The sequence below is a fragment of the Simiaoa sp. genome (assembly GCF_051972595.1).
GTDB lineage: Bacteria > Bacillota > Clostridia > Lachnospirales > Lachnospiraceae > Acetatifactor > Acetatifactor hominis.
In genome coordinates this window covers 21,974-38,429 of the sequence record NZ_JBOKRY010000016.1, presented here as the reverse complement: position 1 = coordinate 38,429, position 16,456 = coordinate 21,974, and the positions used below count along the sequence as shown (strand labels likewise).

The window sequence follows — 16,456 nt, the reverse complement described above, 5'->3', positions numbered from 1 at the left end:
TTTGGTAAAAGCTATCATTTCATTTCTATAACTTCCAAAAAAGGCTGTCCCACATATATGATATGTAGGGCAGCCTTTTACAGCTTCTGTCATGTATCTAGTTATTTACTTTGCCTTCATCCATTTCCTCTTCCGTGGTAATGGCGAATGCAATGTTGGTAGCATGATCCGCAACTCTCTCCAGACCGGATACGATATCAGAGAAGATCATACCGGCTTCGGGAGAACATTCTCCCTTGGTAAGACGCTCTACATGCTTCTTCTGCAGTTCGCGTTCTTTCTCATCTACCTGATCCTCTAAAGTGACGATCTCCTGCATATGGGTCTCATCGCTCTTGGCGAACATCTCTACGGCATAACGAATGATCTTATTGACCATCTCCAGCATGTCTCCCAGTTCCTTCTGGGCTTCCTTACTGATGGAGATTCCCTCTTCCTTGCGCTGTCTGGCGGCATCCGCTACGTTCTCTGCATGGTCACCGATACGCTCGATATCGTTCACCACATGGAACAGGGCACCCAGACTGTTCAAGTCTTCGATGGGCAGCGTCGTCTGGTTGATCTTCACCAGATAATCTGTAATGGCATGGTTCAGGAAGTTGATATTTTTCTCTACCTCGTAGACTTCCTCAATGTCTTCTTCATCTAATGTAATCAGCGCATTCATGGCACGGTTTAAGTTCTCCTCCGCCAGGGAAGCCATACGCTCCAGCTCCTTGACAACCTCTACCACTGCGGTAGCGGGGTTGAACACCACTTTGTCTCCGATGTATTTTAACTGATAGCTTTCTCTGTAACCAACCTTCTGATCTTCGCCGGGAACGATCAGGTAGGTCATCTTCACCAGCCAGCCGGTGAACGGGAACAGCATGATTACCTGAGCGATCTTGATCATCGTATGCGCATTTGCCACGAACCGGCCGTTGTCTGCGGAGATAGACTTGATCAGTTCCACGATCTGATCTCCTGCCACAAACAGAGCAATGTAGATAATAACAGTGCCAATGATATTGAACAGCAGATGGATCAGTGCAGCTCTCTTCGCATCCTTTTTACCGGTCATGGAAGCTAACATTGCGGTAGCACAGGCACCGATATTACATCCTAAGATAATGTACAGTGTAATAGGTAACGGCAGCAGATCCTGATTGGCAAGTAAAAGTACGATACTGACCGTTACGGATGAGCTCTGAATAACAGCAGTCAGGGCGAATCCCATAAGTGTAGCTAAGAACGGGTTCTTCAGGGACATCAGCAGATTCACTACCTGAGGTTCGTTCTTCATATTCGCCATCGCCTGGGACATGGTACTTAAGCCCACGAACAGGATACCGAATCCTACGACCACTTCCGCAACCTTGCGGACTTTTTCTTTTTTCGTGAACATCATCACGACCACACCTACTAATAAGATCAGCGGTGCTATTTTCGATAAATTAAATGATACCAGCTGTGAGGTGATGGTAGTACCGATGTTGGCACCGAGGATAACTCCCGCTGCCTGATACAGATTCATCAGCCCGGAGTTAACGAAGCTGACGACCATGACCGTACATGCTGAGGAAGACTGGATGATACCGGTGAAAATAATACCTACGATCATACCCATGAAACGATTCGTGGTGAAAATCTCCAGAATACGACGAAGCTTGGCACCTGCTACCTTCTCGATGGAATCACTCATAAGTTCCATTCCGAATAAAAACAGTCCCAGACCTCCGGCCATTGTCAATATTGTTCCAAAGCTCATTTTTAATCCCTCAATCTCTCTCGATTCTCTTACGAAAAAACAAAATAATTATTTTCAAACTTTATTCTAAATAGAAACAATCCAAAATATATTTTACGAGATAGAATAAAAACTTGCAATGTAAATTTTACTTTTCTTTTACTTTTCTTTACAAAATTTTACGCGTTTTCCACCATTTTTGCGCATAACAGCCGTTTTTCTATGCGTTTCGCCCATCCGCAATATCCAGGTCCAGCTGCTTCTTAAGTTCTTCCAACGATCCGAATCTGCGTTCCGGGCGTCGGAAGCTTTTTAATGCCACCTCGATCTCCTGTCCGTAGATGTCCAGATCAAAATCGTACAGATAGGATTCCACTCCCATCCTTTTTTCGGAAGAAACAGTCGGTTTGGTTCCCACATTGCTGATGGCTTTGTAGATTTTCCCATTATAACGTACTGCCGCATAATAGACACCGTTGGGAGGCAGAAGTTTGCCTGCGGGCGGCAGGAGATTTACCGTGGGAAATCCCAAAGTATGACCGATATGGTTGCCATGTTCCACGCATCCCACCAGAGTATAGGGCATTCCCAGCATCTTTTCTGCTTCTTCCATCCGCCCCTCTTCCACCAGCTTGCGGATGTAAGTGGAGCTGACCTCGATGCCATCCACTTCGATCTTCTCTATGGTCCGGACACAAAAACCTAACTGCGGAGCCATTTTCTCTAAAAGCTCGGCATTGCCTGCACCATTTTTTCCAAAAGACAGATCTTCACCTGCCGCCACAAAACGGGTATTCATCTGCTTCGCCAGAATCTCTGTCACGAAACGCTCCGGTTCTGTGGCCGCAGTCTCTTTTGTCAGCGGGAACTCGATCAGGATGTCGATACCCAGACGTTCGAAGAGACGTCTTTTCTCTTCTCTTGTCGTCAATTCTTTTCCATCCGACAGTCCGAACAGCACCGCCGGTGTGGGATCAAAAGTGAAAACACAGGCTGCCAGTCCGTTCTTTTTCCTATTCAGGATTTCCTCTAAAAGTCTTCTGTGCCCCAAATGCACACCGTCAAATTTGCCGATGGCTACCGCTGTATCTTTTTCCAGATAAAAGTCTGTTGTTCCTGCAATAATTTCCAAGTCTATTTCCTGCTTTCTGTGTTACTGGGGAAGATTTTCACGGGCTTGTACCATTCTTTTGCCCCGTCATACGCATAAATGCCCACAAAGCTGTCATCCTCTCTGTAAACACGCACCCACTCTCCCACAGGATAAGTAGTCTGCTCCATGGTCTGTCCCGGATAAAAAGCGTTCCCGTTATCGATCAATTTCCGCCATTTTTCCTCTACATGCACTGCATTAAAATCCGCAAAAATACGGTCCGTGGGAAGCAGTGCCTCCTCTAATCTGCCCGTATCCCGAAGTTCCTGCAGCTGTGTCAGTGTCAGGGCATCTTTAAGCCGGAATTCTCCGACTCTGGTGCGGACGAGGCTCTGCATGGTGCCACCGCAGCCAAGCTTCCCACCAATATCGGCACAAAGACTGCGAATATAGGTTCCCTTGGAGCATTCCACACGGAATTTCACCACCGGAAGCCGGATCTCCAGGATCTCGATCGCCGGCAGATCCACGTGTCTTGCCTGCCGTTCTACTTCTTTACCTGCCCTGGCCAGTTCATAAAGCTTCTTTCCGTTGACCTTCAGCGCGGAATACATAGGCGGGATCTGGTCATAACCGCCGACAAAGCTTCCGATCACTTCACGTACCTGTGCCTCATCCACCGCTACTTCCCGCTCTTCCAAAACGGTTCCCGTGGTATCCTGGGTATCTGTGATCTTCCCCAGCAAAAGTTCTGCCACATATTCTTTGGTCCTGTCCGTCAGCATTTCGCATGCTCTGGTAGCACTCCCCAGACATACAGGAAGCACACCGGTAGCCTGTGGATCCAGTGTACCTGTGTGCCCTATCTTTTTCTGCCGGCAGATCCCACGAAGCTTGGCTACCACATCATGAGAGGTAAAACCTGCTTCCTTGTATACATTGATGATGCCGTCCATTAATCCTGTTCTCCCCGCAATTGCTTATCGATGTGCAGTGACAAATTATTGATGCAGTCATGGAAAGTTCCCTTCATGGTGCAGCCTGCGGCACGTACATGTCCGCCACCTCCAAAGAAAGATGCCACCTTCGCCACATCAACCTTCTCATTGGAACGCATGCTGACCTTGTACTCCAGTACACCGGTCTCATACATGAAAATCGCACAGTCGATTCCCTTAATATTGCGCAGCTGGTTTACAATGCCGTCCAGATCTCCCGGAACCGCATTGTAGAAATCCATAGTCTTGCGATCCACCATGCTCACGATACAGCGACCGTCCATGAAACGTATGCTCTCCATCAGGGCTCTGCCCATGATCTGTGTCTGCAGATATGTCTTCTGATAAAAGCTTTCCTCGATCAGCTTGGGAAAATTAAATCCGAAAGAGATCAAAAATGCCGCTGCCTGCAATGTCTCCGGTGTCGTATTAGAATACTGGAATACGCCGGTATCGTGGATGATGCCGGTGTACAGTGCTTCCGCAATATCTCTGTCAATAAGTTCGGCATCCATGATGTGATACAGTACCTCACAGGCACTGCCCACCTCGGGACGGACGAGATTTACATCACCGCAGCCGGAATTGCTGATGTGATGATCGATGTTGATCTTCTTTTTCGCATTCTGAAAATATTTCTCTGCGTCTCCCAGTCGGTCTCCACTGCAATCCAGCGCAAAATATATATCAAAAGGATCCTGCTCCAGACATTCGGTCTGAATCTCATCGTATCCCTTCAAATAGGAAAACTCTTCGGAAGGCTTCTGTAAATATATGGTAACTTCTGCTTCCGGAAGGAGTTTACGCAGGTACATCTGTAAGGACAGACATACACCCACGCAGTCTCCGTCGGGACGAATATGTCCGCTGATGCCGATCTTTTTTGCACCACGACATTCCTCACGCAAATCCATTATTCGTCACCTTCCTCTGTTTCTTCCATAACTTCATTTTCCGGCTTCTGTGCCTGTTCGTCCGCAGCAATGACCTCATCGATCTTATGGGACATATTGACACCGTATTCAATGGACTGGTCCATCACAAAAGTAATATCCGGAGTGTTGCGCAGATTGATGGTACGCGCCAGTTCTCTGCGGATATAGCCTTCGGCACTCTTTAAGCCCTGCAGGGTAGACTTTCTGACTTCCTCGTCTCCCAACACACTGATCCATGCCTTACAGCTTTTTAAATCCGGTGCCACTTCCACAGCGACCACACTGGTCCAGGGACTGATCCGGGGGTCCTTAAGACCGCCCCGGATGATCTCCGCCAGGACACGCTGCACTTCCCCGTTCACACGGGTATTTTTTACACTATTTTTTCTCATTCTTATTCCTTCTTACTTCAAACCTAAACCATGATATACCAAAAGCTTCGCTTCGTACCACACCGGAAGTTTCGCTTCGTACTACACCGGAAGTTTCGCTTCGCGAAACTTCGCGCTAAAGCTTTAGAATATCTTAGGCGTGGTATTTTCACGCCTTAGATATTCTCTTTAGCGTGGTACCTCGACCATGATGTAGGCTTCTACGATATCCAGCTCCTGCATCTTGTCAAAGCCTTCGAATACGAGACCACACTCATATCCTGCCTTAACTTCCTTCACATCATCTTTGAATCTCTTCAGGGAAGCCAGGTTGCCCTCGAAGATCTGCTCGCCCTCACGGGTGATACGAACCTTACAGCCTCTCTGGAATACACCGTCTAAGACATAGGAACCGGCAATGTTACCGATAGCGGATGCCTTGAAGATCTGACGAACCTCTGCATGACCGATCACCTTCTCCTCGTATACGGGATCCAGCATACCCTTCATGGCAGCTTCGATATCTTCGATGGCCTGGTAGATGACCTTGTACAGACGTACATCCACGCCTTCTCTCTCTGCGGTTGCCTTGGCAGTCGCATCGGGACGGACGTTGAATCCGATGATGATCGCGTTGGACGCACTTGCCAGGGATACGTCGGACTCGTTGATGGCACCTACGCCGCCGTGGATACATTTTACTACTACTTCTTCATTGGACAGCTTCATCAGGGACTGTTTTACTGCCTCTACACTACCCTGTACGTCAGCTTTGACGATCAGGTTCAGTTCCTTCAGATTGCCTTCCTGGATCTGGCTGAACAGATCATCTAAGGACATTCTGCCCTTGGTCTCTTCCAGCATCTTTTCCTTATTCTGTGCCAGGTAGGTCTCCGCATAGGATTTTGCTGTCTTATCATTATCATGTGCCAGGAATACTTCACCGGCACTGGGAACATCGGACAGACCCAAGATCTCTACGGGAGTAGAAGGTCCTGCTTCCTTGACTCTGCGTCCCTTGTCATCGATCATGGCTCTTACCTTACCATGAGCCACACCTGCGGAGATAAAGTCTCCCACATGCAGGGTACCCTTCTGTACCAGTACGGTAGCCACAGGACCGCGTCCCTTATCCAGCTCTGCCTCGATGACCAGACCTCTTGCCTTTCTCTTGGGGTTCGCCTTCAGTTCCATGATGTCTGCAGTCAGCAGGATCATGTCAAGCAGCTGGTCGATGCCCTCGCCGCTTTTTGCGGATACGGGTGCAAATACGGTGCTTCCGCCCCAATCCTCGGGGATCAGCTCATACTCAGCCAGCTCCTGCTTTACACGATCAATGTTTGCAGAGGGCTTATCGATCTTGTTCACTGCTACGATGATCTCAACGCCTGCTGCCTTTGCATGGTTGATCGCTTCTACCGTCTGGGGCATTACGCCATCATCCGCTGCTACTACCAGGATAGCAATATCGGTCGCATTGGCACCACGCATACGCATGGCAGTAAATGCTTCGTGTCCGGGAGTATCTAAGAAGGTGATCTTGCGATCTCCCACATTTACAGTATAAGCACCGATGTGCTGGGTGATACCACCTGCCTCGCGATCGGTTACGTTGGTCTTACGAATAGCGTCTAACAGGGAAGTCTTACCATGGTCAACGTGACCCATAACACAGATTACGGGAGGTCTTTCCACCAGATCTTCCTCTTTCTCTTCGTCTTCCTTCAGCAGCTCTTCGATGACATCAACCTTGACCTCTTTTTCACAAAGAATGTCATATTCCATGGCGATGTTTTCTGCATCTTCATAGGAGATCTCCTGGTTCACGGTTACGACCTTACCTTCCAGGAACAGCTTCTTGATGATGGCTGCAGGCTGTAACTTCATCTTCTCAGCCAGTTCTTTGATGGTGATGGATTCCGGCAGCACGATCACCTTGATCTGCTCTTCCTGTACCTCTTCCTTCTTCTTTTCCGGCTTGATGAAACGTCCGGGCTTGTTCTTCAGTGCGTCCTCGTCCTCGTAGATATGGTCCTTCTTGGAGCGCTTGTTGTCCTTCTCCTGGCTGAAACGTCTCTTTTCATCTTCGCGCTTCTTCTCCATATCTTTGCCTGCAGGTTCCGGAGCGAAGCCCTTATTCTGTCTGTTATCTCCGAATCGATTACCCGATCCGCCATTGCCTCTCTGGTCGCGGCCGTTATTGCCGTAACCGCGCTCACCGTTGCCGTTATTTCTGCGATCACCCTGGCCGCCTTCCATACCCGGACGACCCTGTCTGTTAAATCCGCCTCCCTGAGGTCTGCCATTGCCCATACCTCCTCTGTTTGCGTTCTGTCCGCCCTGGCGGTTGCCCTGACCATAGCCACCCTGACGATTATCACGATTGCCATCTCTGTTATCACGATTATAACCGCCTTGACCACGATCGTTCTGTCCACGATTATCACGGTTCTGTCCGTAATTATTCTGTCCGTAACCACCCTGACGGTTGTCGCGGTTATTGTTCTGCGGTCTGTCCGCAGGTCTTGCCTGTGCAGTATTCTGTGTATTCTGCGCTGTCTGCGTGGCTACGGTATTGGTACTCTGCGCTGCCTGTTCCTTTACAGGAGCCTGCGTGGCTGCGGTATTGTTTACAGGCTTTTTCGCAGGCTGTTGTCCCTTATTGCCGGGTACCATTGCCACACTGGGTGTGGGAGAAGGCGGGGTCAGCGGCTTGATGGGACGTACTGGAGCCTGGGTCTGCACACGGTTATTGTAAGAATTGTTCTGATAACCGTTGTTCTGGTATCTGTTATTCTGTCCCTGGTTCGGACGCTGTCCGCCGGCATTTCTCTGTCCCTGTCCGTTCTGTCCACCCTGACGCTGTCCGGGCATCTTGGAATTCTGAGGGTTGCTTACAAAGATGATCTTTTTCTTCTTTTTCGTCTCTTCGGGAGATTTTGTTTCCTCCTGCGCCTTTTCCTCAAGAGACTTTGTATTTTCAGCCTTTGCGGGAGCCTCTTTTTCTGCAGCAGGTGCTGCAGCCGCCTTCTTCTGTCCTAAGCTGTTACGTACCAGTGCTGCCGCATCCTCTTCCAGCGAGCTCTGTGCAGCTTTCGCCTCAATTCCTTTTTCCTGTAAAAAATTCAATATATCCTTACTCTGTAATTCTAATTCTTTTGCGAGTTCATGTACTTTGATTTTCGCCATGCTTTCCTCCATTCTGCCTAACCTGGCAAATTTGCTTCCAATTGCTTGATGAGTGCATCTGCCAGTCCCGCATCACACACACCTATCGAAGATCTTAAGTTCCGGCCGATTGCCCAGCCGAGCTCTTCTTTTGTGCCATATTCGTATACCGGGACTTCATAATAGGAACATTTGTCGTGAAACAACTTTTTCGTATTGGCGGATGCATCTTCTGCAACGATCACCAACATGGCAGAACCTTTTTTCACAGCGTCCTCCGTCTGGAATTCACCGCTTACCAGGTTACGCCCCCTCATCGCAAGTCCCAAAAGGGAATAAATCTTATTCTGTTTCAAGCTGATCAAACTCCTTTTCCAGCATATCATAACTTTCCGGAGAAATACTCATCTTGAAAGAACGCTCTAAGCCTTTATTCTTTCGGGCCTTCTGCAGACATTCCTTCTGTCTGCATATATATGCGCCACGTCCGTTCTTTTTGCCCGTTGTATCTAAACAGATCTCTCCTTCCGGAGTCTTCAGAACACGCAGCATTTCTTTTTTGCCTTTCATTTCTCCGCAGCCTACGCACTGCCTCAGTGGAATCTTTTTTGCCATTGATTATTCCTGCTCTCCATCAAAATCGTCTTCGGTTTCATCCTCGTAATCGTCCACATAATCCTCATAACGGAAGCCGGGAGCATCCTTGGCCTGTGTCTCGGATTTGATGTCGATCTTGTAACCGGTCAGTCTTGCTGCCAGTCTTGCATTCTGACCTTCCTTACCGATCGCCAGCGACAGCTGATAATCGGGGACAACTACCTTTGCGGTCTTCTCATCGGGATCCGCAAATACTGCTACGATCTTGGCGGGAGAAAGTGCATTCTGGATCAGGTTACCGGGGTTCTCATCCCAGTTCACGATATCGATCTTCTCACCACGCAGCTCTTCTACGATAGCATTGACACGGGCACCGTTCATACCTACGCAGGCGCCGACTGCATCTACATTGGGGTTGTTGCTCCACACAGCGATCTTGGTACGGCTGCCGGCCTCTCTGGCAATGCTCTTGATCTCTACGGTGCCGTCCTTGATCTCGGTAACTTCAGACTCAAACAGTCTCTTTACCAGTTCCGGATGGGTACGGCTGACATTGATACGGGGTCCCTTCGGGGTGTTCTTCACTTCTACGATGTAGACCTTGATACGCTCGGTGGGTTTGAATACCTCACCCTTTACCTGCTCGTTCTCGGTCAGCATGGCATCTGCCTTACCCAGGTTGATGCTGATGTTTTTGCCGACATAGCGCTGTACCACGCCGGTGACAACATCCTTTTCCTTCTCGTAGTACTGATTGTAGATCACGCTTCTCTCTTCCTCGCGGATCTTCTGTAAGATCACGTTCTTGGCATTCTGGGTAGCGATACGTCCGAACTCTTTGGACTTGATCTCTACATGGATCATGTCACCGACCTGTGCCTTTTGGGAGATTTCCTGTGCATCCTCCAGAGCGATCTGTAAGCAGTCATCCTCTACATCGTCCTTGGTGGGTACGACTTCCTTCTCTGCATATACCAGGAAATCGCAGGTCTCTCTATTGATCTCCACATGGATATTGTCAGCCTTTCCAAAATGGTTCTTGCAGGCTGTCATCAGGGAGTTCTCGATGGCTTCAAACAAGGTTTCCTTGCTGATCTCCTTCTCCTTCTCCAGAACATCCAGTGCCTCCATTAATTCCTTATTCATCATTTCCTCCATTCCGGCTTTCGCCTTTTCTTAGTGTATGGTTTCTTCTTATTCTACAAGCTATAACTATCCTTCGCTCTTTGGTTCTGAATAGTATCAAAAGTCTAACGCCAGGCGGATCAGTGCGACGTCTGCTCTGGCAAAAGTCCTCGGGGTTCCTTCTTCTGTGATCGTAACAGTATCTGCATCAAAGCTATCCAGAATGCCTGAAAATTCCTTGCATTTGTCGATGGGTTTAAACAGTTTGATCTCCACCTCTTCGCCGATGCTCTTCTGTAAATGCTTATCCTTTTTCAGAGTTCTGCCCAGGCCCGGGCTGCTGACCTCCAAAATATACGCATCCGGAATGAAATCCGCCTTGTCGAGTGCTTCGGATAATGCTCTGCTGACATTTTCACAATCCAGAATGTTCACACCCTCCGGCTTGTCGATATAGGCTCTTAAATAGTAGTCACTGCCTTCCTTTACATACTCCACATCGTAGATCTCCACCTGATTTACTTCTGCGATAGGCGTAAGCAGTTCTTCGGTTCTGCTTTCGTAGTCCTCTCGTTTGGACATGTATGCCCTCCTTTACTGATATGAACTGTCATCACAACAACAAGAAAGAGTGGCACGCGTCCACTCTTACTCTAGTAATCATCTTTAAACTATACACAGTATAGACCCTGTGTTGGAAAAAGTCAAGAAAATATTACCCGTATCGTGGTTCCTTTGCCGGGTTCGCTCTCGAGCTGCAGCTTGGCGTGGCTCTTGGCGATGATGTGTTTTACGATGGCAAGCCCTAACCCGGTGCCTCCGGTGGACTTGGATCGGCTCTTGTCCACGCGGTAAAAACGCTCAAAAATCCTCTCCTGGTGTTCCTTGGAGATGCCGATTCCGGTGTCTTTTACCACGAGATTGGTATGTCCTTCTCTGGAGTAGGTCTGTACATTCACGCTTCCCCCGGGATTATTATACCGGATGGCGTTATCACACAGATTATACAGCAGCTCTTCCATCATCTGTCTGTTCGCCGTCACATAGGCATCTGTTCCGTCAAGCTGAATAGTCACATTGTGTTTCTCGGCACTCATGGAGAGCATTTCCACACAATTCTTCGCCATCTCATGGAGATTCAGAAGTTCCGTGTCCGCTTCCTCTTCCGTGCCGTCCAACTCCGACAGGCGGATAATATCATTGATTAAAGTAAGCAGACGGTTTGCACTGTTATGGATTCCATGGGCAAAACGCACCGTATCCTGCTCCGATGCCATTCCGGTCTCGATCAGTTCCGCATAACCGGAAATTGATGTAAGCGGTGTCTTTAATTCATGGGACACATTGGCACTGAATTCCTGCCGCATTCTGGCATTTTTCATAATATCCTCATGCTGCTTGCGGATCATGGACATGAACGGGGTCAGCTCCTCATAGGTCTGCATCTCCGTACATTCCCCGATATTCTGTGCCAGTTTCTCGATGGGAGCCACCAACTTCGTGGTCAGCACTCTGGCTGCCACCATACACAATACCAGCAGTACCACGAAGATCCCCACCATCATTGGCAGCGCCTGGGTAAAGATGCTGTAGATGCTTCTGGCATCCTTGGACAGTCGTAAGATACTGCCATCCTCCAGGCGGATCGCATAATAAAAGGTGGACCGGGACAGAGTCTCCGAATTACGGACTGCTTCGCCTTCTCCGGACTGCTTCGCCTCCCGGATCTCCGGGCGGGAGGAATGGTTCCCCATCGCCACAGAATCTGCCTCATTGTCATATAACACCTGTCCGTCACCGTTAATCAGGGTCAGTCTTAGATCCGATTCTACGGGTGCTCCGTTTGCCTCGATCTCTTCTACCGAAGAGCAGTTTTTCAACAGGGAGCCATAGCTTTTCAGATCCTCCAGCACCTGTTTTCTAAACAGATCATAATACACTACTGTGATCAGCACCATGGTAAGAAGAATCGTCACCGTGGCAATGAGGATCATCATTTTGTTAATCTTTTTCTTCATCTTCTGTTACGCTTTCTCACCGTTCATAATGTATCCCACATTACGTACCGTCTTGATCAGGCTGCCCTCTTCCTTCAGCTTCTGACGCAGAGTCTTGATATGCATATCCAACGTTCTGGACTCTCCCTCGAAATCAATCCCCCACACCCGGTCTAAGATCAGTTCTCTGGTAGTCACGATACCGGCATTCGTCATCAAAAGCTTTAACAGTTCATATTCCTTGTAAGTCAGTTCCACCGGCTCCTTACCTACCATCACGGTATGTTTCTCTCTGTCCAGCACAATATTGCCAAGCTTCAGCACCTTATCCTTCTCCTGAGTCTTCTGGCTTCTGCGAAGCATTGCCTTGACCCTGGAGATCAGTTCCATGACGCCGAAGGGCTTCGTGATATAATCGTCTGCGCCCAGATCCAGGCCTTTTACCTTGTCGATTTCCGTGGTCTTTGCCGTGACCATGATTACCGGCACCAGCACGGTATCCTGTCTGGTACGCAGTTTTTTCACAATACTCAGGCCATCCTCGTCCGGCAGCATGATATCTAACAGGATCAGATCCGGTGCTGTCTCGTTCAATGCCGCATAGAAATCTGTGGCGGAATCAAAACCTTTTACCTCGTACCCGACATTTGCCAGGGCAAAGGTCTCGATCTCCTGAATATTTTTATCATCCTCTACTACATAGATCAATGCCATCTCACAGCACTCCTCTCTGACTGTGCTTTCTCTTCTTAACTATACCCCTGTAATTCCTTACTCCGCAAGTAATTTTGCATTCTTTTCCATAACACGTTCCTGCTTCGTGGGCGGTAACTGGTATTTTTCACGGCAAGCCATTACCTTGCCCTGGAAATCCAGATTATCCTCCTGCCGCAGTTCGTCCAGATAAGCATGCGTATCGAATTCATCTTCATTTACCTGTACCAGACATACCGCAATGTTGGAGCAGTGATCACTCACACGTTCAAAGTTCGTGATCACATCGGATAAAATGAATCCCAGTTCAATGGTACATTTTCCCTTACGGAGTCTGCGTACATGACGCTGCTTCACATCCAGGCTCAATCCGTCAATAACCTCTTCCATGGGTTCTACCTGTCTTGCCAGGTTCAGGTCTCCCTTTATAAAGCTGTTCATGGTAATATCCAGAATGTCATGTACCGCTCTTTCAAATACCTTCAGTTCTTCCTGTGCTTTATCGGAAAAATCCAGCTTTTTGTCATACATTTCCTGTGCAGCCTCTTTCACATTGCGGGCATGGTCGGAAATCCTCTCAAAATCACCGATGCAATGTAAAATAGTGTTCAGTGTCTCGCTGTCTTTACCGGACAGCTGTCTGGAGCTGAGCTTCACCAGATAAGTACCAAGCTCATCCTCAAAGCGGTCCACATCTGTCTCCATCTGTGCTACCTGCTCTGCTTTTGCGTCATCATACCCCTGCAGTAATTCCATGGCAAGATCCATTGCCTTGCGGGATTTGTCCGCCATAACAGACGCCACCTGTCTGCTCTGTTCTACCGCATAGGCAGGCGTATCCAGGAATCGGGGATCCAGAAGACTCAGTGTCTTGTCTGTCTCAGACATTTCCTTCACATCTTCATGCGTAGGCAGTGTCAGGCAGGCAAGCTTTACCAGTCCATTGGAAAAGGGCAGCAATACCAGTGTGGCAGCAACATTAAAGCAGCTGTGGACCACTGCAATGCCGAAGGGAGTTGCCACTTCTCCCAAAAAAGCAAAGGGATGAATGGCATTCGCAGTATAAAAGATTCCAAGGAATAATATCGTTCCGATAATATTGAAATACAAGTGGATCAGTGCCGCACGCTTTGCGTTGCGGGAAGCACCGATACCGGAGATCATGGCGGTAACACAGGTACCGATATTCTGTCCCATGATAATGGGAACTGCTGCGCCGAAGCTTACCGCTCCGGTCATGCACAGTGCCTGCAAAATACCTACGGATGCGGAAGAAGACTGGATCACCGCTGTGAGGATGAGTCCTGCCAGCACACCGAATACGGGATTTTGGAACTTGATCAGCAGATTGGTAAACTCCGGTACCTCTGCAAGCGGTGAAACTGCTGCGCTCATGGAATCCATGCCAAACATCAGAATTGCAAAGCCCACCAGGATGGTTGCCGCATTTTTTAATTTATCTTTATGGGAAAACAGCAAAATACCCACACCCACGATTGCCAGAATCGGCGAAAAAGAACTGGGTTTGAGCATACGGATCCAGAAAGCATCACTCTCAATGCCTGTAAGGCTTAAGATCCAGGAGGTCACCGTGGTACCAATATTGGCGCCCATGATGATGCCCACTGCCTGTTTCAGGCTCATAATGCCGGAATTGACAAAACCGACTACCATAACAGTGGTCGCGGAGGAGGACTGGATCACACCGGTGACCACCGCACCCATCAATACTGCCTTGATCGGGTTGCTGGTCAGTTTCTCCAGGATACGCTCCAGACGTCCGCCGGATGCCTGGGACAATCCATCCCCCAACAGATTCATTCCATATAAAAACAGTGCAAGTCCTCCTACCATCTTCAGCAAATCAAAAAAGTCCATACTCTAATCCTCTCATTTTACATAACATACTTTACATTTTCGGTTTCTATCTACACTTTATCTTGCTTATGTAAAATGTGTTACCAACGAATGTAAAATTTATGTAAAGTTGCAACGATGCAGAGCCATGAACTATTGCTCTATGCTCGTCAGATGCTGGCATCTGTAAGAGCATATGACAATAGTTCTTTGGCGAGCAAGCCTCAATGAGCAAAAGTAAAGCCTCGCAGAGGCGATTTTGCGAATTGCGGCTCTGCATCGTTGCTGACCTTCGTAAGAGCATATGACAATAGTTCTTTGGCGAGCAAGCCTCAATGAGCAAAAGCAAAGCCTCGCAGAGGCGATTTTGCGAATTGCGCCTTAGCATCGTTGCCGGGATTCTAGTATAATTTTACCCCTTCCATATCTCCGGTCATCCGGAAGATCGCCCACTGGGCAATATTTACTGCATGGTCGCCTACCTTTTCCAGGTATTTTGCCATCATCAGATAATCCACCACGCGGTCGGCATCCAGATTCTGTTCCCGGATAGCCTGCATCATCTCTTTCTTCATATCGTTAAAGAGGTCGTCCACCACATCGTCATGCTCCACAACTTTTTGGGCATTCGCTTCGTCTCCCTCCACGAAAGCCTCTACGGAATTATGGATCATATCCTTTGCCTCTTCCATCATTTCCAGAAGCAGCTTTTCCTGTTTTCCTTCGGAATTCATATTCCCCATCCGCAGATACAACTCCACCATATCTGCCACATGATCACCGATCCGCTCAATGTCTGTTACAACCTTCAGTGCTGCACTCACCAGCCGCATATCTCTCGCCACCGGCTGTTGTCTGGTCAGCAGACTTAAGCACATAGATTCAATGCTTCTCTGCATATCCACCATCTTGTGATCCGTATCCACCAGAGTCTTTAAAATATCCGCTTTGTTCTCCCGGATTCCATATAACATATGGTCATAACTGATCTCTGCATGTTCTCCCATCTCCGATACTTTATTTTTCAAAGTCTCAAGATCCTGCTCAAATAATACTCTGGGTGACATCTCCCATTCCTCCTATCTTTTCATTCATAATCAACCAAACCGTCCGGTGATATAGTCTTCTGTCCGTTTATCTTTAGGTCTTGCAAAGATCTCTGAGGTTGCATTCTTCTCGACCACTTCTCCTACCAGGAAAAATGCGGTGTCATCCGACACACGGGCTGCCTGCTGCATATTGTGGGTTACGATGACCACGGTGTACTTTTTCTTCAGGGTCTCCATCAGTTCCTCGATCTTTAATGTAGAGATCGGATCCAGGGCGGAAGTGGGTTCGTCCATCAGAAGCACTTCCGGGGATACTGCCAGGGCTCTGGCAATACACAGTCTCTGCTGCTGTCCGCCGGACAGACCCAGTGCGGATTTGTGCAGACGATCCTTTACTTCTTCAAAAATAGCAGCACCCTGCAGAGAACGTTCCACGATCTCATCCAGTTCCTTTTTATTCTTGATGCCATGTAGTCTTGGGCCATAGGCGATATTGTCATAAATAGACATGGGGAAAGGATTGGGCTGTTGGAATACCATACCCACCTTTTTACGAAGCAATGTGGTATCCACCCGCTTATCGTAAATGTCCTCTCCGTCCAGGATCACTTTTCCTTCGACTCTGCAGCCGTCCACCAGATCATTCATCCGGTTCAGGCAGCGCAGGAAAGTGGATTTGCCGCAGCCGCTGGGACCGATAAATGCGGTAATGGCATGGTCTGCGATCTCCATATTTACATTTTTCAGTGCGTGATTCTCTCCGTAATGGAGATTTAAGCTTTCCACGGTTATTTTACTGTTATCCATAAGGTTACTCCTTCTT

15 protein-coding genes are annotated in these 16,456 nt (G+C 48.3%); all 15 read right to left on the bottom strand.

Annotation, left to right across the window (positions count from 1 at the left end; genetic code table 11):
• Positions 1–97: 97 nt before the first annotated feature.
• The 15 genes from ACTRDR_RS07740 to pstB all read right to left on the bottom strand — a co-directional run bounded on the left by ACTRDR_RS07740 (position 98) and on the right by pstB (position 16,440).
• Positions 98–1,750: a Na/Pi symporter gene (locus tag ACTRDR_RS07740; protein WP_176862229.1), complete on the bottom strand. Its 1,653-nt coding sequence runs from the start codon at positions 1,748–1,750 to the stop codon at positions 98–100.
• Between the two features lie 199 nt (positions 1,751–1,949).
• A complete protein-coding gene (locus ACTRDR_RS07735; protein ID WP_440526778.1) occupies positions 1,950–2,861 on the bottom strand; it encodes a bifunctional riboflavin kinase/FAD synthetase in 912 nt (303 codons plus the stop codon).
• A 2-nt stretch (positions 2,862–2,863) separates the two neighbouring features.
• Complete coding sequence (gene truB, locus ACTRDR_RS07730) at positions 2,864–3,778, bottom strand: tRNA pseudouridine(55) synthase TruB (protein WP_440526776.1); 915 nt, start codon at positions 3,776–3,778, stop codon at positions 2,864–2,866.
• The gene (locus ACTRDR_RS07725) at positions 3,778–4,734 is read right to left on the bottom strand and encodes a DHH family phosphoesterase (RefSeq protein ID WP_440526775.1); all 957 of its coding nucleotides are present in this window, start codon (positions 4,732–4,734) and stop codon (positions 3,778–3,780) included. Before ACTRDR_RS07725 ends, truB begins: the two co-directional genes overlap by 1 nt.
• Entirely contained in the window at positions 4,734–5,147 is a 414-nt protein-coding gene (gene rbfA / locus ACTRDR_RS07720) for a 30S ribosome-binding factor RbfA (RefSeq protein WP_176862237.1), read from the bottom strand. Before rbfA ends, ACTRDR_RS07725 begins: the two co-directional genes overlap by 1 nt.
• A 168-nt stretch (positions 5,148–5,315) precedes the next feature.
• Positions 5,316–8,315, bottom strand: a complete 3,000-nt coding sequence (infB, locus tag ACTRDR_RS07715) for a translation initiation factor IF-2 (RefSeq protein ID WP_440526772.1) — start codon at positions 8,313–8,315, stop codon at positions 5,316–5,318.
• Between the two features lie 17 nt (positions 8,316–8,332).
• Complete coding sequence (locus ACTRDR_RS07710) at positions 8,333–8,650, bottom strand: L7Ae/L30e/S12e/Gadd45 family ribosomal protein (RefSeq protein ID WP_440526770.1); 318 nt, start codon at positions 8,648–8,650, stop codon at positions 8,333–8,335.
• On the bottom strand, positions 8,637–8,909 hold the full coding sequence (gene rnpM, locus ACTRDR_RS07705; RefSeq protein WP_118546568.1) for an RNase P modulator RnpM: 273 nt from the start codon (positions 8,907–8,909) through the stop codon (positions 8,637–8,639). The genes ACTRDR_RS07710 and rnpM overlap by 14 nt, the downstream gene beginning before the upstream one ends.
• Positions 8,910–8,912: 3 nt before the next feature.
• On the bottom strand, positions 8,913–10,037 hold the full coding sequence (gene nusA, locus ACTRDR_RS07700; RefSeq protein ID WP_176862260.1) for a transcription termination factor NusA: 1,125 nt from the start codon (positions 10,035–10,037) through the stop codon (positions 8,913–8,915).
• 96 nt (positions 10,038–10,133) lie between these two features.
• Positions 10,134–10,598 (bottom strand): ribosome maturation factor RimP, encoded by a 465-nt coding sequence (locus tag ACTRDR_RS07695; protein ID WP_176862243.1) that lies wholly within the window; start codon positions 10,596–10,598, stop codon positions 10,134–10,136.
• A 122-nt stretch (positions 10,599–10,720) separates the two neighbouring features.
• Positions 10,721–12,034 (bottom strand): sensor histidine kinase, encoded by a 1,314-nt coding sequence (locus tag ACTRDR_RS07690; RefSeq protein ID WP_440526768.1) that lies wholly within the window; start codon positions 12,032–12,034, stop codon positions 10,721–10,723.
• A gap of 6 nt (positions 12,035–12,040) precedes the next feature.
• Positions 12,041–12,727, bottom strand: coding sequence for a response regulator transcription factor (locus ACTRDR_RS07685; RefSeq protein WP_440526766.1), 687 nt, complete (start codon positions 12,725–12,727; stop codon positions 12,041–12,043).
• A gap of 57 nt (positions 12,728–12,784) precedes the next feature.
• The gene (locus ACTRDR_RS07680; protein ID WP_440526764.1) at positions 12,785–14,605 is read right to left on the bottom strand and encodes a Na/Pi cotransporter family protein; all 1,821 of its coding nucleotides are present in this window, start codon (positions 14,603–14,605) and stop codon (positions 12,785–12,787) included.
• Between the two features lie 380 nt (positions 14,606–14,985).
• Positions 14,986–15,651, bottom strand: coding sequence for a phosphate signaling complex protein PhoU (gene phoU / locus ACTRDR_RS07675; protein ID WP_440526762.1), 666 nt, complete (start codon positions 15,649–15,651; stop codon positions 14,986–14,988).
• Between the two features lie 30 nt (positions 15,652–15,681).
• Entirely contained in the window at positions 15,682–16,440 is a 759-nt protein-coding gene (gene pstB, locus ACTRDR_RS07670) for a phosphate ABC transporter ATP-binding protein PstB (protein ID WP_440526760.1), read from the bottom strand.
• Positions 16,441–16,456 lie beyond the last annotated feature (16 nt).

Coding starts and splice junctions, on each gene's coding strand:
- rnpM (WP_118546568.1), bottom strand. CDS start 8,909: ATGGCAAAAAAGATTCCACTGAGGCAGTGCGTAGGCTGCGGAGAAATG.
- rbfA (WP_176862237.1), bottom strand. CDS start 5,147: ATGAGAAAAAATAGTGTAAAAAATACCCGTGTGAACGGGGAAGTGCAG.
- ACTRDR_RS07740 (WP_176862229.1), bottom strand. CDS start 1,750: ATGAGCTTTGGAACAATATTGACAATGGCCGGAGGTCTGGGACTGTTT.
- ACTRDR_RS07690 (WP_440526768.1), bottom strand. CDS start 12,034: ATGAAGAAAAAGATTAACAAAATGATGATCCTCATTGCCACGGTGACG.
- phoU (WP_440526762.1), bottom strand. CDS start 15,651: ATGTCACCCAGAGTATTATTTGAGCAGGATCTTGAGACTTTGAAAAAT.
- truB (WP_440526776.1), bottom strand. CDS start 3,778: ATGGACGGCATCATCAATGTATACAAGGAAGCAGGTTTTACCTCTCAT.
- nusA (WP_176862260.1), bottom strand. CDS start 10,037: ATGAATAAGGAATTAATGGAGGCACTGGATGTTCTGGAGAAGGAGAAG.
- ACTRDR_RS07680 (WP_440526764.1), bottom strand. CDS start 14,605: ATGGACTTTTTTGATTTGCTGAAGATGGTAGGAGGACTTGCACTGTTT.
- ACTRDR_RS07685 (WP_440526766.1), bottom strand. CDS start 12,727: ATGGCATTGATCTATGTAGTAGAGGATGATAAAAATATTCAGGAGATC.
- pstB (WP_440526760.1), bottom strand. CDS start 16,440: ATGGATAACAGTAAAATAACCGTGGAAAGCTTAAATCTCCATTACGGA.
- ACTRDR_RS07725 (WP_440526775.1), bottom strand. CDS start 4,734: ATGGATTTGCGTGAGGAATGTCGTGGTGCAAAAAAGATCGGCATCAGC.
- ACTRDR_RS07695 (WP_176862243.1), bottom strand. CDS start 10,598: ATGTCCAAACGAGAGGACTACGAAAGCAGAACCGAAGAACTGCTTACG.
- infB (WP_440526772.1), bottom strand. CDS start 8,315: ATGGCGAAAATCAAAGTACATGAACTCGCAAAAGAATTAGAATTACAG.